Raw genomic sequence first — 17,890 nt, 5'->3', positions numbered from 1 at the left:
CAAAAATAATACAAGTTTACGAAAATATCTTCCTATCGAGTTGTAGCAAAGGGGTGCTAACATAATACATGTAGGATTGATAACGCTTACAATTAGAGATGGAGGGGATGTCAATGAATAAGATTTTTGCATTATTGTTAGCCAGTATTCTTTTGTTATCAGCTTGTTCTTCTGAATCAAAAACGAACGAAGAGGCTTCCGACACAGAAAAGGGTAGCAATGAATTAACGGTATGGACTTGGGATCCAAATTTCAACGTGAAAGCTATCGATATGGCAAAGGACTATTATAATAAGGAAAATTCCGAGCTTAGTTTAAAAATCATTGAAAATGCACAAGCAGACATTGTCCAAAAACTTAATACCAGCTTAAGCTCCGGTACAACTAAAGGAATGCCGAATATTGTCTTAATTGAGGATTATCGTGCGCAAAGCTTTCTTAAAGCGTATCCAGATGCATTCTTCGATTTATCAAAATATTATAAAGCGGAAGATTTTGCAGAATACAAACTTGCTCCTACCAGTTTAGAAGATAAGCATTATGGTATTCCATTTGATTCAGGAGTATCTGGATTTTATGTAAGAACAGATTATTTAGAGAAAGCAGGCTACACTGTTGAAGATTTGCAGGGTATAGACTGGAACAAATATATAGAAATAGGCAAAAAAGTTAAAGAAGCCACTGGCAAATCTATGATTTCAATGGATCCTAAAGATCTTGGTCTTATTCGTCAAATGATTCAGACGAGCGGTTCATGGTATTTGAAGGAAGATGGCGTTACCCCGAACTTGGCAGACAATGAGTATCTTAAAGAAGCATTTCAAACTTACAAAGAGATTGTAGAAGCAGATATATCAAAACCGGTTTCCGACTGGGGTCAATATCTTGCTTCCTTTAATAGCGGTGAAACAGCATCCATTCTAACAGGTAACTGGATGACAGCTTCAGTAAAGCAGGAAGTATCTCAAAAAGGTAAGTGGGCAATTGTTCCTTTCCCTAAACAATCTGGTAATGCAAATTCTGTTAATGCTACTAACCTTGGCGGAAGCTCTTGGTATGTTCTTGATATTCCGGGCAAAGAGAAGGCTGCAGATTTGTTGGCAAAAACTTTCGGTTCGAACGTTAATTTTTATCAGGATCTAAATAAAGAGATTGGTGCAATTGGTACGTATAAGCCTGCTGCAGAAGGTGAGGCTTATAAAGCAGCAGATGAATTCTTTGACGGTCAGAAAATCACAGAAGATTTTTCTAAATGGGTGGCTGAAATACCACAAGTAAACTATGGTGCGCACACGTATGTAATTGAAGATATATTAGCAGTGGGAATGCAGGATTTCTTAAAAGGAAAAGAACTTGATAAAGTCTTGAATGACGCACAAACACAAGCAGAACAGCAAATTAAATAATAGGTTGGTCTCTGCTAATCTAGCAAATGAAAATTCAAGCCTCGGGAAATTGCCGGCTTCTCCTATAAGAATAGGAGCTACTTTGATCAACAGGCGCGTTTCCCGAGTTTTTTATCAATCTAGTAAGGAGTTGATGTATATTGTTCCCGGCTAAAACCAAACAAAGTTATCATACGAACACAACCGGCCAGAATGTAATACCCCAAAAAAACAGTCGGAAGCATCGGGTGAAAAATGCAACGATTGGATGGTCTTTTGTCGTACTGGCAGTCATCATGATTTGCACATTTACTTTCTATCCAATGATTCAGGCATTTATAATGTCTTTACAATCTGGCACGGGTACAAATCTTTCCTTTGTCGGATTGGACAATTATGCACGTTTATTTAAGGATCCTACTTTTTTGACAACAGTAAAAAATACGGTGATCTATCTCATTATTCAGGTCCCGATTATGATTATTTTTGCTTTGTTTATATCGGTTTTACTGAACAATCCGAAATTAAAGTATCGGGGATTATTTCGAACAGCCATATTCTTACCATGTGTAACGTCACTTGTTGCCTATTCTGTTATTTTTAAATATTTATTTTCTATGGATGGCATTGTAAACACCATGTTAATGAAATTAGCTCTTATCTCTGAACCAATCCAGTGGTTGACTGATCCCTTTTGGGCAAAAATAACGATTATTATTGCCATCACTTGGAGATGGACTGGTTATAATATGATCTTCTACTTATCTGCTCTGCAAAATATTGATTATTCTATTTATGAATCAGCAAAAATTGACGGGGCATCCTCATTTCAACAGTTTTTTAAAATAACCATACCATTACTAAAACCAATTATTTTGTTTACGTCCATTATCTCAACAATAGGGACACTTCAATTGTTTGATGAAGTCATGAATATTACACAAGGCGGACCTGGGAATGCAACGATGACCATTTCTCAGTATATTTATAATCTGTCATTTAAATATACCCCTGACTTCGGTTATGCAGCCACCGTCTCGTATGCAATTGTGATTATGATTGTATTCTTCTCCATCCTTCAATTTAAAATGGCAGGTGATAAAAATGAGTAAACTTAAAAGTATTTTTAACTATACTTTTTTAAGCATAGTCTCCGTTATTTCCATCTTTCCATTTATATGGATGGTAGTCAGTTCGACTAATAAGTCGGTGGATGTAACAAAGGGTCGGTTATTACCAGGGAGTCATCTGGTGGAAAATATTCGAAGTTTGCTGAATACCACCGATCTTGTATCTGTATTAAGTAATTCTATTAAAATAGCAGTTATTACAACAGTGCTTTCCTTGTTGATTGCCTCTTTGGCTGGTTATGGATTTGAAATTTTCAGAAGCAAAATGAAGGACTATGTTTTTAATTTCTTATTACTCTCCATGATGATTCCTTTTGCTGCTTTAATGGTTCCGTTATTTCGGATGTTTGGAACTATTTCCGAAGCTACTCCAATGGTGGGTATTGATACACTTGCTGCAGTTATTTTACCAACAAGTGTAACAGCCTTTCTGATATTTTTCTTCCGCCAAAGTACAAAGATGTTCCCAAGGGAAATTATTGAGGCTGGCCGAATTGATGGATTATCGGAGCTAGGGGTTTTCCTTAGGATTTATATTCCAACAATGAAAACAACATATGCTGCAGCCGCCATTATTACTTTTATGGCAAGCTGGAACAATTACATATGGCCGCTTGTAGTGCTCCAGTCACCAGAGAACCATACCTTGCCGTTGTTGATATCAAATCTTGGGTCAGGATATTCTCCAGACTTTGGAGTGATTATGACAACGATTGTTATTGCAACGCTGCCAACTGCACTGATATTCTTCCTTCTCCAAAAACATTTCGTTGCCGGCATGATGGGGTCAGTGAAGTAGTTGATTTTCGAGTATTCAAAAAGGAATTGGATAAAAGGCTGAGAAACAAGTTGTTCTTCATCATTCATGCAACTCTAAAATGGCTGACTTAATGAGATTATGCTCAGTTTCTATAAGCGTTTTCACGCTTTTACTGGACGAATAAACTTTTCGTTTCCGTTTAATTTGCTAACTGCCGATGAACTTAATGGCGAATGAATGATGAGAAAATACAGAGCAATCAAAAAGTAAGTAAGTATTCGATTATGTAGAAAGAAGGGTGAAGAGTTATGAAAAAAGAGTCGTACGATTGGGAAAACTTATCTGTTCTTCATGTGAATCGTTTGCAAGAGAGGGCTTACTTCTTTCCTTATACCAGTGAGTCATCCGCATTGACTTACGACAGAGGAAAAGCTGAGGAGGTTAAGGTGTTAAATGGCGTATGGAAATTCCACTACGCTGAGAATCCGTCTTTGACACCGAAGCAATTCATTGAAGAATCATATGATACTAGTCAGTGGGATGATCTGCAAGTTCCATCAAACTGGCAGATGCATGGATATGGAAGGCCTCATTATACAAATGTACAATATCCATTTCCAGTAGACCCGCCTCATGTTCCAACTGAAAATCCAACAGGCTCTTATAGACGTGAGTTTACCGTTCCAAGTGATTGGGCAGATCAAGCAATTATCCTACGATTTGAAGGTGTGGATAGTGCCTTTCATGTTTGGGTAAACGGCAAGGAAGTTGGCTATAGCCAGGGCAGCCGTCTTCCAAGTGAATTTGATATTACCAAGTTGGTTCATGAAGGAAAAAATGTAATAGCTGTTCAGGTTTATCAATGGTCTGAGGCGAGTTATATCGAGGACCAGGATATGTGGTGGCTCAGCGGTATATATAGAGACGTTTATTTGCTTGTAAGACCAAAGGCGCATGTCAGAGATTATTTTATCAAAACAACTCTCGATGAAAACTACGAAAATGGCGAATTAGAAATTGAAACCTATATATTAAACCAAAAGAATAATCCGATAACTAATTATCAGCTTGAAATAAAATTAGTAAACCATTTATATGAAGAAGTTGAAATAAGAGATTTAAAAAATATTACGATTGATGTGATGGATGAAGCAAAAATATCTGCTGTTATCCCGATTGACAATCCGAATAAATGGTCGGCTGAGAATCCCTACCTTTATCATCTGCTTCTTACCCTGAAAGATGAGAAAGGGAATGTGATAGAAGTCATCCCAACTAAAGTCGGTTTCCGAACAGTAGAAGTAAAAGATGGAGTTTTGCTAGTAAATGGGATACCGGTCATGTTTAAGGGGGTCAATCGCCACGATCATCATCCTGATCTTGGACGAGCTGTTCCGATGGATTCGATGATTGAGGATATCCAACTGATGAAACTTCACAATATAAATGCGGTAAGGACATCCCATTATCCCAATGATCCACGTTTCTATGATTTATGTGACATTTATGGATTGTATGTCATCGATGAGGCGGATTTAGAATGCCATGGATTTGAGGAGATAAATAACTATAATCAAATCAGTGATGACTCAGCTTGGGAAGAGGCCTACGTGGATCGGATGAAACGGATGGTTGAACGGGATAAGAATCATGCTTCCATTGTTATGTGGTCGCTGGGGAATGAATCAGGATTTGGTCGAAATCACGTAGCGATGGCTGAATGGTCCAAAGCAAAAGATCCAACAAGACCTATTCACTATGAAGGTGAATGCCGTTTCATTATGGAAGAAGGCGAAAATATACCGACCAGGGATCCAATTGCTTCAGATGTCCACACAACTATGTACACACCAGTCGAGATCATGGACGAATTAGGGAAGAGAGACGACCTGAATAAGCCACATATTCTTTGTGAATATGCTCATGCGATGGGGAATGGACCTGGAGGATTTAAAGAATATTGGGAAACCTTCTATAAATATAGAAGATTGCAGGGAGGTTTCGTCTGGGAATGGATTGACCAAGGGATTAGACAGATAAATGATAATGGGGAAGAGTACTTTGCCTATGGTGGAGATTTTGGCGAAACACCGCATGATTCCAACTTTGTCATTGATGGCCTAATCAGGCCTGACCGGACACCATCACCTGCGTTAATAGAATACAAGAAGGTGATTGAGCCAGTTAAGGCAGAAGCAGTTGATTTAGAGAAAGGGATAATTGAAATTACCAACCGATATGATTTTATTCCTTTAGATCATCTGCAATTATCATGGTCTATTATATGTGATGATCAAATTCTTGATCAGGGGATGCAATCTGTTGAAGGTATTCAAGCAGGTGAATCAAAGTGCATTACTATACCGTTTACGCTACCTACTATTATAAGGGATCACACTGATTACTGGTTAAATGTAAATTTCCGGACGACTGTAGATACCTTATGGGCTAAAGCAGGTCATGAAATAGCATGGGAGCAATTTAAACTTCCAGTTTTAGCGACAGTAACTGAAAATAATACCTCGTTTTCTTATCCTATAGCGGTTAAAGAGTGTGACCGGTTGATTACGGTATCTGGAGATCATTTTGAATTTGCCTTTAGTAAAATCTTTGGCGTCATAGATTCATGGACTGTTGAGGGAATGAAGGTTTTTGGATCAGGGCCGAAATTGAATGTATGGCGGGCACCGACAGATAATGACAAGCTGGCTATTCATAAAGGTATAAGTTCAAAGGAAGTATGGCAAAAATATGGTCTGCACTGGATGCAGCATAGAATCACTGATGTAACGTATGATGTTTCATCTGATAAGAAGAGCGTGGATATTCATGTCACTGTCCGAATTGCGCCGCCAAGAATTGCTTGGGGGATCAACACCACATACACCTATACCATTTTAGGCAGCGGCGATGTTTTTCTGAAGGTAAAAGGTGAACCTTATGGAGAACTGCCGGAAACGATGCCGAGAATTGGGTTAACGATGAAACTGCCAAAAACGTTGGAGAATGTCAGCTGGTACGGCCGGGGTCCTGGAGAAGCTTATGCAGACAGCCGGATGGCCAATAAAGTAGGAGTATGGTCCAGTGATGTTGAAGGGTTATATACACCTTATGTCTGGCCGCAAGAAAATGGAAACCGTCATCAGGTTAAATGGGTATCATTAACGGATACAAACGGTTTTGGTCTTTTAGCGGTCGGTGAACCAGAAATAGATTTCAGTGCCCACTACTATACTGCTGAAAATTTTGAAAGAGCTAACCATACGTATGACTTGAAAAAACAGGATTTTATTACCTTTAATTTGGATTATAAACAACACGGTCTTGGCTCTTCCAGCTGTGGTCCAGATGTACTGGAAAAATATCGTTTAAGACCTGAAGCTTTTGAATTTAAAGTGCGTTTCAGGCCGTATAACAAATTTCAATTTTCGCCAATCGAACTGAGCAAGGTTTTGATTCAAAACAATAACTAAAAAAAGCAGCGAAATCCCGTGAGAGTACGTACGCTCATTAGGATTTCGCTGATTTTGAATAGAGGTGGAGGTAGCCATGCAAATACAATTAATTGGGTTGGATGAGCAATTGGATTCAGCTTCTCAGGAAATCTTAAATCTATTAAACATCAAGCAATCAGACAATGGGATTCCCATTTTAGTGGAATCTTCAGAATCTGGAATTCACGTTCAATATGATGGTAAAAGTGGAACGATTGCCTATCAAGAACCGTGCCAATTCTTCCGTGCACTAGGCCTATTGATAGAAGGGATGAAAAAGGATGAGCTCTTCGGAGAAACCAGTTTATAATTCCCTTGGGGTCTTAATTGACTGCTCCAGAAATGCCGTTTTAAAAGTCGAAACCTTTCAAAAGTTGATCAAACATTTGGCCTTAATGGGATATTCTTCTGTGCAGCTATATACTGAAGACACGTATGAGATAAAAGAGTATCCGTATTTTGGCTATATGCGTGGCCGTTATTCGGGAGAACAATTAAAAAGTATGGATCTGTATGCAAGCAGCTTCGGAATCGAGCTGATTCCCTGTATTCAAACGCTGGCATATTTGGGTACAGCATTAAAATGGGAGACATTTTCCGATATCGTGGATTGTGATGATATCCTGCTTATTGATGAAGAGAAAACGTACGATTTGATTGATGCAATGTTCAGGACTATGTCCAAACATATTTCCAGCAGAAAAATCAATAGTGGAATGGATGAGGCCCATATGGTCGGGCTTGGCAAGTATCTGGATAAACATGGTTTTCGGGACCGGTCGACTTTGTTGCTTAAGCATTTTGGCCGCTTGATGGAAATTGCCAGAAAGTACAGCTATGAGCCGATGATGTGGAGTGATATGTTTTTCCGGTTGGCGAGTTCGGGAGAGTATTACGATACCGAAAGCCCAATTCGAGAGGATGTTATAGAAATGATCCCAGATGACATATCATTAGTTTATTGGGATTACTATTCGGTTGAGTCGGAAAAATATGATGGTATGTTGAAAAAACATAAACAACTCAGTAACAACATAATTTTTGCTGGCGGCGCTTGGAAATGGACTGGCTTTTCCTCAAATAATCATTTTAGTCATCATGCAGGTGAAATTGCTCATAAAAGCTGCCTTCGTAATGGAGTTAAAGATGTATTTATTACAGCCTGGGGTGATAACGGCGCGGAAGCATCAATTTATTCCATACTTCCGACCTTACAGCTTTGGGCAGAGCTTTGTTATACGGATAATGCTGAAACAAGCCGCCTGGAGGAGCGGTTTACCACATGTGTCGGAGGGAATTACTCTGATTTTATGAGCTTGGATATGACGATGATGGTACCTGGTAGTAAATTGCCGAATAACCATTCAATTAACCCGGCTAAGTATTTATTGTATCAAGATGTCTTGTGCGGCTTATTTGATAGACATGTGATACCTAATGAGTATGCTTCCCACTTTCAAAACTGTGCAGATCATTTTAAAAAGTGTATCAATAGAAATCCCGATTGGCAGGCATTGTTTCTGACACAGTATAACTTAAGCAGTTTATTAGCAATCAAGTGTGAGGCAGGAATAAACATTCGGCAAGCCTATCATAAGCAAAATCGTCAAATTTTAGAGGACTATTGTAATACCTTCTTACCAGAAATGAAAAAGTTAGCAGAGGAATTCATGGAAGCTTATCGTACTCAGTGGATGGATGAGAATAAAATATTCGGCCTTGATGTATTCGATCTTCGGATGGGCGGTCTGCTGCAGCGGATTCAATCCGCCATTAATCGGCTCAATGACTACCTTAAAGGGAGGATCAACGAGTTGGAAGAATTAGAACAAGAGATTCTCTATTTTGATGGCCGGGAAAAAGATGACGAAACAAGTGCTATCAGTGCTAACTTATGGCATACAATTGCAACGCCTTCTGTTATAGCAGGAATATAGCATTGCTTTCTTTATCCGATTTAAAGGTATATAGAAATGAATAAACGATATAAGAGATCAGAATATATTCTAAAACCTGTGTAAACAGCAGTCACGCTGAGTATGACTGCTGTTTTTTTCACAAACCGTTCAAATAAAGCGTTTAAATCACATTGATTAAATTTATGGAGAAATTTACAATAATTGTATGGATGGTACTTATCTTTACAATCCAGTCATCATCCTTTATGTGAAATATATCACATATAATTAACTAATAATATATGAAAGCAAGGGGACGTTTCTGGTAAGGTTATGATTGAATATGTCCCTTTTAATGAGGTGGCCACAAAATGTTGGTATTAGAACCTATTAAAGTCGGAAATTTGGAACTGAAAAACAGATTTGTTATGGTTCCAATGGGAGCAGAACTCGGGAATTTTGATTCAAGAACAGTAGATTACTATGTTACCAGAGCAAAGGGCGGAGCATCGATGGTGATGACAACCGTTATTGCAACAGAAGCTATCGATGGCCATACCCCTGCATCCACATTGACAGAAGAAAGTTTTGCAGGCTTTAAAGAGCTAGTGGATAGGGCCCATGAATTTGATTGTAAAATCTGCCTTCAAGTGGTGCCCGGAATTGGATTAGGTGGTATAGGAGAGGGCAGGCTAAAGCCTGCTTCAGCATCAGCTTTACCATTGTATCCCGGTGCTAATATAACCTTTGAAGAATTGACGATTGATGAAATTAAGTTTATACAAGGTGAAATCTCGAGAACAGTAAAATTAGCGAAGAGAGCAGGAGCAGACGCCATTGAAATCCATGCTTATGGCGGGTACCTGACAGATAAATTCATGACCAAACGATGGAATATCCGCCAGGATGAATATGGCGGAAGCTTTGAAAACAGGATGAGATTTTTAACAGAAATAATCGATGTCATCAAGGAAGACCTTGGAAGTGACTTCCCTCTCCTTGTTAAATTTACCCCGGATCATTTCTTGCCAGTAGAAGAAGGGTACAGGGGAATTGAAGAAGGAATAGAGATTGCCAAACTATTAGAAAGCAAGGGTGTCCATGCATTACATGTTGACGCTGGCTGTCATGATAATTGGTACATAGCAATGCCGCCTATTTACCAGCAGGATATGGTTCCACAAATGATTTCATCTGCTAAAATTAAGGCTGTCACGTCTTTGCCAGTTCTTTCAAATGGGCGCCTGGGTGACATTGAAAAGGCTGAAGCTGCACTTCGAAATGGTTGGATTGATATCGCGGGAGTTGGAAGAGAGTTTTTGGCAGACCCAAATTTTCCAAAGAAAGTGATGGAAAATAGAACGGACGAAATCAGACATTGCATTTATTGTAATGAAGGCTGTATTGCTACCGTTGCTGCTGGTAAGAGCATAAACTGCGCCGTCAATCCTCTTACGGGCTATGAGGGATTGAAAGAATTGAAAGCAGCAGATGAATCGAAGCGGGTTCTAGTGATAGGTGCTGGTCCTGGCGGCTGTCAAGCTGCCATAACTGCTGCAGAAGCAGGTCATGATGTGGAAATATGGGAGAAAAAAGCCTATCTAGGAGGGAACTTTCATAATGCCTGTATGCCTCCGTTTAAGCGGGATGGAATGAAAATTCTCGATTATTATCGGACAAAACTTGACCGGTTAAATATCTCGATTAGGTATTGTAAAGAGGCAACGGAAGAAGCGATATTATCCTATAAAGCAGATTTGGTGGTTCATGCTACCGGTGGCAATCCTATAATGCCAAGTGCAATCAAGGGACTGAATAAGAGCCATGTTTACACAGCAACAGACGTTCTGCAAAATCAAGCTCTTCTTGGAAAAAAGATATCGGTTATTGGCGGCGGGCTAGTCGGCTGTGAAACCGCAGTTGTGCTTGCAAATAAAGGAATGCAGATCACTATTATCGAAATGGCTGAAAAAATGTTACCTGAACCTTTATTTATACAAAATGCAATGATGTTAAACCAGCTTTTGCAGCACCCAAATATCACGTTTAAAACATCTGCTAAAGTAACAGAAGTACTAGATCAAGCCGTAGAAATTGAGGTAAACGGCAATAAAGAATGGAATGATTGTGATAGCGTTGTGGTAGCAGCAGGATTTTCGCCTAACAATCATCTATATCACTCTTTAAAAAATAAAACGAATATTGTTAACGTTGGTGATAGCGTGAAGGTTAGAAAAGTACTTGATGCAGTACACGAAGCATATGATGCGGTCTTAAATTTGTAGAATTATAATAAAAAGCTGAGACAAATCTACGAATGAACAAAAAAGCCGGCAGAATTTTACGAGGAGTAAAAATCTGCCGGCTTTGATTTTGAATCTAGTGATGTCCCTGCCTCTATTCAGCTTTATTTATATAAGAGCACAGATCCAGTTGGAATGACTGAAGTCGAATATTTATAATGTTGTCAGAGCACATCATTATAAATAAGCTTATTTAGCATTAGTTTTTTTTGCACGCACTGGTTTAAAAATAGATAGAACATACATCACTAACCCTGCAATACCAATTCCTAAAATGGTGTTGAATGATTGGCCAGTGTAGAAGCCGCTGCCGAAGTAGAAAATTTCACGTAAACCTTCAGAGGCAAAGCGGATAGGAACCCAAGGGCGAATGAAGTTTACAAAGAAATCAGGAAGCATTTCTTGTGGTGTCATTAAAACACCCATACCTAACAGCATTACAACCATGAATAAGGTAATGGCTGGTTTACCGATCCATGCAGTTACTCCGGAGACTAATAAAAAGAAACAGAAGGCTGCAAACGATACGAACGAACCAACCAAGAAGTAGCTAGGCATATTAATACCAGCGATTAAACCAAGCGTTGCAACGGTAAAACCAGAGAATAGGGCAATAATTATGCCGAATAATGCTTGACCTCCCATTAGGTGTAACGCTTGTTTCCGAGTTAATAATTCTTTTTTCAAAATGTTTGAAGAAGCTAAAAATACTATGAAACCACCGATTAACGCACCTACCCAAGCAGGAACTGCCATTAAGGTTGGAGCACTTCCGTTTGCAGTTGAGGCTGTAACGGCATTGAATACTTTTTCTTCAGAAACAATCGGATTCACAAGTACAGCTGCCTTGTTAGCCTCGATTTGTTGACCGTCCATTTGCGCAATAAAATTTGAAGAATATTGGTTGTTTAATTGGGTAATTAAAGCAGTTAAAGCAGTCTTAGCATAGTTCGCACCAGTTATGTTATAACCTTGGTTAATATATACCTGTAAAGTTGCTGGAGAGTTGTTAGTCAGCGCATTTTGCAATGTATCATTATAACCTTCAGGAATGACTAATGCAGCATAATACTGTTTATCATCAAATAAATCTTCAATATCTTCTTCTTTTTCATTTGTAAAAGCTAACATTGGTTCTTCGCCGTCAGTGCCTTTACTCATTTGTTCAACTGCCGATTTCACGGCATCTACATGTACGCCTTCATCATTTACTATAAGTGCAACTGGTAAATTTCTTACTTGTGGGTTACCTTGAGCAAATAAATTTAATGAGAATAACGCAATAATTAAAATTACTGCAATAGGAGCAGCCCAAGCTAATTTTTCTTTAAATAATCTCAATCAATTTCTTCCTTTCTTAATAAACAACATATTGTTCAGTAATATTTATTCATTTTATAATCAAGGTATAAACAGAAGCAATGAACAAAAGTGAACAGCTTGTTCATTTTTAGAAATAGAGGGATTTTTGTGAGTATTTATGAAGAAAAAAACCGTAAAACTAAACAACTAATTCAAATGTCATTTTTGCAAATTTTAGAGAATAAGCCGTTTGAACAAATTACGATCGGGGATATAACAAAAACCGCACAAATTAATCGAGGAACTTTTTATTTACACTATCAAGATAAATTCGATTTGCTTGATCAAATAGAACAACAATTGTTTAGAGATTTAGGAAATCATATTGACGAATTACAATCTCGCTACTCTTCCATACATACATTTGAAAATGGACAAGAGCAAATAGCTGCTTCTCTATTTAGTTCAATTAAAATGCATGCACCAATATTAAAAATTTTCTTAAGCAATCATGGTAGAGCAGGTTTTCATATTAGATTCAGGGATGCCTTTTCAGAAAAAGTACGTTTGAATTTAGAGAAAAATGATAGCATTAATGCAAGGTTAAAGGCCCCTATGGAATATTTTTTATCTTTTATCACATCTGCTTTTTTAGGATTAGTCGAACAATGGGTTCAAAATGGTTTAGACAAAACACCAGAAGAAATGACAGCTCTATATATTGATATTATTTCTTTTATTCAAAAGAAGTAATGCGACTTTTGAATCTGGGAAAATTCATTCTACAATTCTGAATCATGCCTAGATAAAAAACCAAAATTATTGGCTTTTTTGTTTTTTCGACGACGAACAGAAGAGCGAACACTTGTTTTGAGCGAAAATGTGTTCCCAGCTCTGATTATCCCCTATAATGGAAAACAATGGCTGGTTCAGGAGAACCGTCATAAAAGAACAAAACGGAGGATTAGGGTGGCAAACGGGAAAGCGCATAAGAAAATAAACCTAGTATTTTTAGCTATTGGAATTGGGGCCGTATTGATCAGTTCTCAACAATATGTGCATGGGATTTCCGTGATTATAGGATATCTCTTCGGCACTTATTGGATGAACCCTGATTTGGATATAAAAAGCAATCCGTATCGGAGGTGGGGATTCTTACGGTTCATGTGGATTCCCTACCAAAAATTTAAGCATCGCTCCATCTGGACACATGGGTATGTGATTGGAGATATCATCAGATATCTGTATGTGATGGCTTGGATCATGCTGGGAGCAGGAGCGATGAGTATCCTGACAGATGTGCCATATGGAATTTATATCAATCATTTAGAGGAATTCGTTATTCAACATAAGTTGTCTTTCTTATCCTTTATTGTCGGGAATATGCTTTCATCTACCGCACACATTTTGACCGACCATGCTTCAACCACTTTCAAAAAGGTCTTTTAGCCAAAATCCAAATCCCTTTTCTGCTAGGAGAAAAGGGATTTTTAGCATTTCAATATGTTCTCTCAAATCGAAGCCATTTTAAATACTCTTCGTCTTAAAAATAGGCTGTTTTCGTAAAGATTGTTGCTTTATAAAAAAGGTTGATTTATATCCATTTTATGGTACGGTTAGATTATAGTAGCTTATTGAACAAACGGGGCAGGTTAGCGAAAAAAGGACTTATATTATTTTTAAAGACATATATATAATAATGGTTTTACATACCACCGGGAAAATAAACGACATATATAAAGACATCAAGCTTGACCAAGGCATTATAATTAAGTTCAAGAAAGAATGTCCTCAAAGAGAATATATTTATACAAAATGGCTTGAAAGCTATTTTGTCGAACGATTAGGGGGTAATATGGTGAGTGAAATAGATAAACGCAACAGATTAAAGGAAGAGCCATTCAATTACCAAATAACGAAAAAAGGGACAGTGATCATCTATTACGAAGGCAAGCAAATCAAAATTGTAAAGGATGGGAAGGCTGCGCAACTTATAGAAAAATTAAATGCAGCAGAAGATATAATGGAAGTACAGCTTTTATTAGCTAAAATTACAGGGAACTTTAAACACGGCAACGAAAAAAACGGTAAAAATAAATAAACAAATTCATTCCTCGGAGATTTGGCTATAAAAGACGCTGCTAGAAATTTATAAATAAGGATCTTTTATATATCAATGTTGATTATACAAAGACAGGATGGCAGTGAAAGACGGGCGATTCCTGCCCGAGCAGTGGGACAGGTTAGATCCCAAATTATTAAACAGTGGCGTTCATCCTAGAAAGATTAATGCTTTTTTGTGGTTGAATATCTTGTTGAAGTAAAGGGGCAGGTTCGTATTATATAGTTCAGCCAGAACTTTCTGGTTGAACTTTTTTCATTTGAATTTAATCTATCAGTAGCCAGGGTAGAACGTAAGGGGCAGTGGGACAAATGATCCCGTCCGCTAAACTGTTCACCCCCTACTTGTAGAAATATGTTTGAGGCTGGTTCATCTCTACCTCCACGCTTCTTAGCCTTTCTATCAATTACTTCTCGGCCTTTGAAAGACTCTTTGAAAAAGGTCTCATCGCTTTCGATAATTCCTTTTAAAGTTTGAAATCCCAATGAACGAAGGGCAAAAAGCACCTTATGTCGCCAGTAAAATGCGGTAGACAAATGGATTTTTAGTCTTTTGGCAATCTTCGGCAAGGTGTAACCCTCAACTATTAAATGAAAGAAAGTAGACCACTTTCCAAGATAACGAGTGCCAGATATAGGAGTGTTAGTTAGGTCGTTGAAAAACTTTCCGCAATCACGACAAAGATTAAGAGAGGCAAAATCATGAATTGATTTTGCCTCTTCCATTAATCACACAATACTTTTACTACTGCTTTTTTTACAGTTTGCGGTTGTTGCACACAAACACCTGGCATATGAGCATCTTGGGGCATAAACACAGCAAAACATCCTTCTTTCACGATAAGATGATTACCCTCGCCATTCAAGAACATAACATCATTTTCTTTTTGTTCCTCTACGACTTCTGTATCTTCCTTATTTGTATAAACCATTCTTTCCTCGCCTTTAATGACGTATTGGATATCCGTATATGAGTAATGAGCTTCCAGGCGACAGTCTTCAATGAGCTTTGTTTCATACTCTTGAATCATTACGAAGACCTTGTCATTTTCAATTTCATACTTTCCTACCGGCAAGGCTTGCAAATCATTTTCCATTAAAAAAGCGAAGGCTTTCTTTAATCTAGGATGCACTCCATCATATAATGGAGCATTTGATAACTGATCGATAATCATATATGTTTCCTCCGATACGTAATATAAGTATATAAAATAGTAACATAACCAGTAATAGCGATACAAGAACTTGTATACAAGTCTGGTTCGTATGATATGAAAAACCGAAGGAGAAAGAAATAATTGAGTTTGATTAATAAACCATCAAACCTTTAGATAATAGTCATCTGGCCATTTATTTGTGTAAAATTGCCAAAATACTTTTATCGTCTAACTTGTGTTTATCATTTTTAGCTCAGCTTCATATTTTATGAAACACCCGTGATTCAACTTACATCTGTTAACTTTTTTCCTTTTATAACCATTATCGGGTGTGATATGATAAGATGTAATTAAAATAATATCTGAAGATTTTCAGGAGAGGTTCATAGCGGATACCCTCTATAAAAAACTATGGATACATGTCATTCTCGCCATGTCCATATATTGGACGTGGCTTTTTTGACTTTCTAAGTAGTTATTTTTATAGAAAAAGAGTATGGCCCTCCTTGGAATGATTAGATATCTAATTCAAGGAGGGTTATTTATGTCTGGTCGACAACAAACAGAAGGATTAGAGGATTTAACGTTATTGGGAAATCAAAATGTGAAGTATGCATTTAATTATGCACCTGAAGTATTAGAGTCTGTAGATAATTTACATTCAGTCCGTGATTACTTTGTTAAGTTTAATTGCCCTGAGTTTACAAGTCTTTGCCCAATTACGCAGCAACCGGATTTTGCGACCATGTATATTTCGTATATTCCAAATAAAAAAATTGTAGAAAGTAAGTCACTAAAATTATATTTATTTAGTTTCCGCAATCATGGAGACTTCCACGAAGACTGTGTCAATATCATTATGAATGACTTAATTAAACTGCTGGATCCTCGTTATATCGAGGTATGGGGCAAATTTACTCCACGCGGGGGTATATCAATCGACCCTTGGTGTAACTATGGCCGTGCAGGTACGAAATATGAAGAAATCGCAAATCATCGCTTAATGAATCACGATTTATATCCCGAAAAAATTGATAATCGCTAACTGAGTGTTACCACAATTCGTTAAAATCCTTTTATCTTGGGAGGGGGGAAAGATCATGAAGCAAGAAAAAGCATTAGTCGTGTTTAGCGGCGGACAAGATAGTACGACATGCTTGTTCTGGGCAATGAAAAATTTTGGAGAGGTAGAGGTGGTGACATTTAATTATGGGCAACGACATGCATTAGAAATTGAATGTGCAAAACAAATCGCTAATGAATTAAACGTCCATCATCATATTTTAGATATGTCATTACTTAATCAACTTGCTCCGAATGCATTAACACGCGCTGATATTGAGGTGAAGGATGGTGCGGAAGGAGAGTTGCCATCAACGTTTGTACCGGGTCGCAATTTATTATTTTTATCTTTTGCAGGTGTATTAGCGAGACAAATTGGTGCAAAGCATATTATTACAGGTGTTTGTGAAACAGATTTTAGCGGATATCCAGATTGTCGTGATATTTTTATAAAATCATTTAATGTCACAATCAATTTATCAATGGAAGAAGCCTTTGTTATACACACACCTTTAATGTGGTTGAACAAAGCAGAAACATGGTCCTTAGCAGATGAATTAGGTGCATTTGATTTTGTGAAAGAAAAGACCTTAACGTGTTATCACGGTATTAAAGCGGACGGCTGTGGTGAATGTCCCGCTTGTAAGCTGCGTCTGCAAGGAATGCACACATATTTACATACCAAACAGCATATAGGAGGATCAATATGATACGCATTCTATTCTATTTAGTATCAATTGTAACGGCAAATGTACTGACAGCGCGCTTTGCTCCATTAGAATTTTGGATATTCATTATTCCAATGGGATCGTTCTTAATTGGTGCAACCTTTATCTTCCGTGATTTGGTTCAAAATAAACTTGGTCGTAAGAGGACCTATGGTTTTATTTTCTTAGCTTTAGTATTATCAGCAACTGCATCTTATTTATTAGGAGATACTCTAATTATCGTCGCAGCCTCTGCGCTATCATTCTTAATCGCAGAAACAACAGATACAGAAATTTATACACGTTTAAAACTTCCGATGGCTTGGCGTGTCTTTTATAGTGGAATGGTTGGTGGTTTATTAGATTCAGTTGTGTTCGTCATTGTAGGACTAAGCCCATTAGGAGCTGGATATATTCCTTGGTCAGCTGTACCAGCTGCAATTATTGGTCAGATTATCGTGAAAACGGTTATGCAAATGATTGGTGCATATCTATTAGGGCAAGGGTTGTCTTATAAAGAAAAATATCTGGCGAAAGTATAAAAAAGTACAATAAACAAAAAGAACTATCA

Annotated in this window: 15 protein-coding genes, 1 pseudogene and 1 riboswitch; of the genes and pseudogenes, 13 read left to right on the top strand and 3 right to left on the bottom strand. The window is 37.7% G+C overall.

Features of this window, described 5'->3' with window-relative positions; all coding sequences use genetic code 11:
- Positions 1 to 113 precede the first annotated feature (113 nt).
- From FHY47_RS05380 to FHY47_RS05350, 7 genes are all read left to right on the top strand, one after another.
- Positions 114 to 1,406: an ABC transporter substrate-binding protein gene (locus FHY47_RS05380; RefSeq protein WP_066103384.1), complete on the top strand. Its 1,293-nt coding sequence runs from the start codon at positions 114 to 116 to the stop codon at positions 1,404 to 1,406.
- Between the two features lie 275 nt (positions 1,407 to 1,681).
- Positions 1,682 to 2,497 carry a carbohydrate ABC transporter permease gene (locus FHY47_RS05375; protein WP_077248036.1) on the top strand — a complete coding sequence of 272 codons (816 nt, stop codon included), beginning with the start codon at positions 1,682 to 1,684 and terminating at the stop codon, positions 2,495 to 2,497.
- Positions 2,490 to 3,314: a carbohydrate ABC transporter permease gene (locus FHY47_RS05370; RefSeq protein ID WP_066103387.1), complete on the top strand. Its 825-nt coding sequence runs from the start codon at positions 2,490 to 2,492 to the stop codon at positions 3,312 to 3,314. Before FHY47_RS05375 ends, FHY47_RS05370 begins: the two co-directional genes overlap by 8 nt.
- A 269-nt stretch (positions 3,315 to 3,583) precedes the next feature.
- Positions 3,584 to 6,748: a beta-galactosidase subunit alpha gene (gene ebgA, locus FHY47_RS05365; RefSeq protein WP_148629787.1), complete on the top strand. Its 3,165-nt coding sequence runs from the start codon at positions 3,584 to 3,586 to the stop codon at positions 6,746 to 6,748.
- Between the two features lie 76 nt (positions 6,749 to 6,824).
- Entirely contained in the window at positions 6,825 to 7,079 is a 255-nt protein-coding gene (locus FHY47_RS05360) for a hypothetical protein (RefSeq protein WP_066103393.1), read from the top strand.
- A complete protein-coding gene (locus FHY47_RS05355) occupies positions 7,051 to 8,706 on the top strand; it encodes a beta-N-acetylhexosaminidase (RefSeq protein ID WP_148629786.1) in 1,656 nt (551 codons plus the stop codon). The genes FHY47_RS05360 and FHY47_RS05355 overlap by 29 nt, the downstream gene beginning before the upstream one ends.
- Before the next feature lie 332 nt (positions 8,707 to 9,038).
- A complete protein-coding gene (locus tag FHY47_RS05350) occupies positions 9,039 to 10,952 on the top strand; it encodes an NAD(P)/FAD-dependent oxidoreductase (RefSeq protein WP_148629785.1) in 1,914 nt (637 codons plus the stop codon).
- A gap of 207 nt (positions 10,953 to 11,159) precedes the next feature.
- Here FHY47_RS05350 and FHY47_RS05345 read toward each other — a convergent pair whose 3' ends face one another.
- Positions 11,160 to 12,311: a YhgE/Pip domain-containing protein gene (locus tag FHY47_RS05345; RefSeq protein ID WP_139891845.1), complete on the bottom strand. Its 1,152-nt coding sequence runs from the start codon at positions 12,309 to 12,311 to the stop codon at positions 11,160 to 11,162.
- 129 nt (positions 12,312 to 12,440) lie between these two features.
- On the opposite strand from FHY47_RS05345, the gene FHY47_RS05340 reads away from it, so the two are divergent.
- The 3 genes from FHY47_RS05340 to FHY47_RS05330 all read left to right on the top strand — a co-directional run bounded on the left by FHY47_RS05340 (position 12,441) and on the right by FHY47_RS05330 (position 14,373).
- A complete protein-coding gene (locus tag FHY47_RS05340) occupies positions 12,441 to 13,025 on the top strand; it encodes a TetR/AcrR family transcriptional regulator (protein WP_066103403.1) in 585 nt (194 codons plus the stop codon).
- Positions 13,026 to 13,103: 78 nt separating this feature from the next.
- Positions 13,104 to 13,721 (top strand): metal-binding protein, encoded by a 618-nt coding sequence (locus FHY47_RS05335; protein ID WP_187393434.1) that lies wholly within the window; start codon positions 13,104 to 13,106, stop codon positions 13,719 to 13,721.
- Positions 13,722 to 14,130: 409 nt separating this feature from the next.
- Complete coding sequence (locus tag FHY47_RS05330; protein ID WP_066103409.1) at positions 14,131 to 14,373, top strand: hypothetical protein; 243 nt, start codon at positions 14,131 to 14,133, stop codon at positions 14,371 to 14,373.
- A 389-nt stretch (positions 14,374 to 14,762) separates the two neighbouring features.
- Here the strand turns inward: FHY47_RS05330 and FHY47_RS05325 are convergent.
- Positions 14,763 to 15,077, bottom strand: a pseudogene (locus FHY47_RS05325) (transposase); the annotation flags it as partial.
- Positions 15,078 to 15,118: 41 nt separating this feature from the next.
- Complete coding sequence (locus FHY47_RS05320; RefSeq protein WP_066103412.1) at positions 15,119 to 15,568, bottom strand: NanQ anomerase/TabA/YiaL family protein; 450 nt, start codon at positions 15,566 to 15,568, stop codon at positions 15,119 to 15,121.
- 354 nt (positions 15,569 to 15,922) lie between these two features.
- A riboswitch (PreQ1 riboswitch) is annotated at positions 15,923 to 15,969 on the top strand.
- Positions 15,970 to 16,094: 125 nt separating this feature from the next.
- On the opposite strand from FHY47_RS05320, the gene queF reads away from it, so the two are divergent.
- The 3 genes from queF to FHY47_RS05305 are packed head-to-tail and all read left to right on the top strand — an operon-like array spanning position 16,095 to position 17,861.
- Complete coding sequence (gene queF / locus FHY47_RS05315) at positions 16,095 to 16,595, top strand: preQ(1) synthase (protein ID WP_148629784.1); 501 nt, start codon at positions 16,095 to 16,097, stop codon at positions 16,593 to 16,595.
- A 55-nt stretch (positions 16,596 to 16,650) separates the two neighbouring features.
- Entirely contained in the window at positions 16,651 to 17,322 is a 672-nt protein-coding gene (queC, locus tag FHY47_RS05310; protein WP_066103419.1) for a 7-cyano-7-deazaguanine synthase QueC, read from the top strand.
- Positions 17,322 to 17,861, top strand: a complete 540-nt coding sequence (locus tag FHY47_RS05305) for a VUT family protein (protein WP_066104272.1) — start codon at positions 17,322 to 17,324, stop codon at positions 17,859 to 17,861. Before queC ends, FHY47_RS05305 begins: the two co-directional genes overlap by 1 nt.
- Positions 17,862 to 17,890 lie beyond the last annotated feature (29 nt).

The organism is Bacillus sp. E214 (assembly GCF_008087365.1).
GTDB lineage: Bacteria > Bacillota > Bacilli > Bacillales > Pradoshiaceae > Pradoshia.
This window is presented reverse-complemented; position numbering and strand designations above follow the sequence as displayed.

Coding starts and splice junctions, on each gene's coding strand:
- FHY47_RS05380 (WP_066103384.1), top strand. CDS start 114: ATGAATAAGATTTTTGCATTATTGTTAGCCAGTATTCTTTTGTTATCA.
- FHY47_RS05375 (WP_077248036.1), top strand. CDS start 1,682: ATGATTTGCACATTTACTTTCTATCCAATGATTCAGGCATTTATAATG.
- FHY47_RS05370 (WP_066103387.1), top strand. CDS start 2,490: ATGAGTAAACTTAAAAGTATTTTTAACTATACTTTTTTAAGCATAGTC.
- ebgA (WP_148629787.1), top strand. CDS start 3,584: ATGAAAAAAGAGTCGTACGATTGGGAAAACTTATCTGTTCTTCATGTG.
- FHY47_RS05360 (WP_066103393.1), top strand. CDS start 6,825: ATGCAAATACAATTAATTGGGTTGGATGAGCAATTGGATTCAGCTTCT.
- FHY47_RS05355 (WP_148629786.1), top strand. CDS start 7,051: ATGAGCTCTTCGGAGAAACCAGTTTATAATTCCCTTGGGGTCTTAATT.
- FHY47_RS05350 (WP_148629785.1), top strand. CDS start 9,039: ATGTTGGTATTAGAACCTATTAAAGTCGGAAATTTGGAACTGAAAAAC.
- FHY47_RS05320 (WP_066103412.1), bottom strand. CDS start 15,568: ATGATTATCGATCAGTTATCAAATGCTCCATTATATGATGGAGTGCAT.
- queF (WP_148629784.1), top strand. CDS start 16,095: ATGTCTGGTCGACAACAAACAGAAGGATTAGAGGATTTAACGTTATTG.
- queC (WP_066103419.1), top strand. CDS start 16,651: ATGAAGCAAGAAAAAGCATTAGTCGTGTTTAGCGGCGGACAAGATAGT.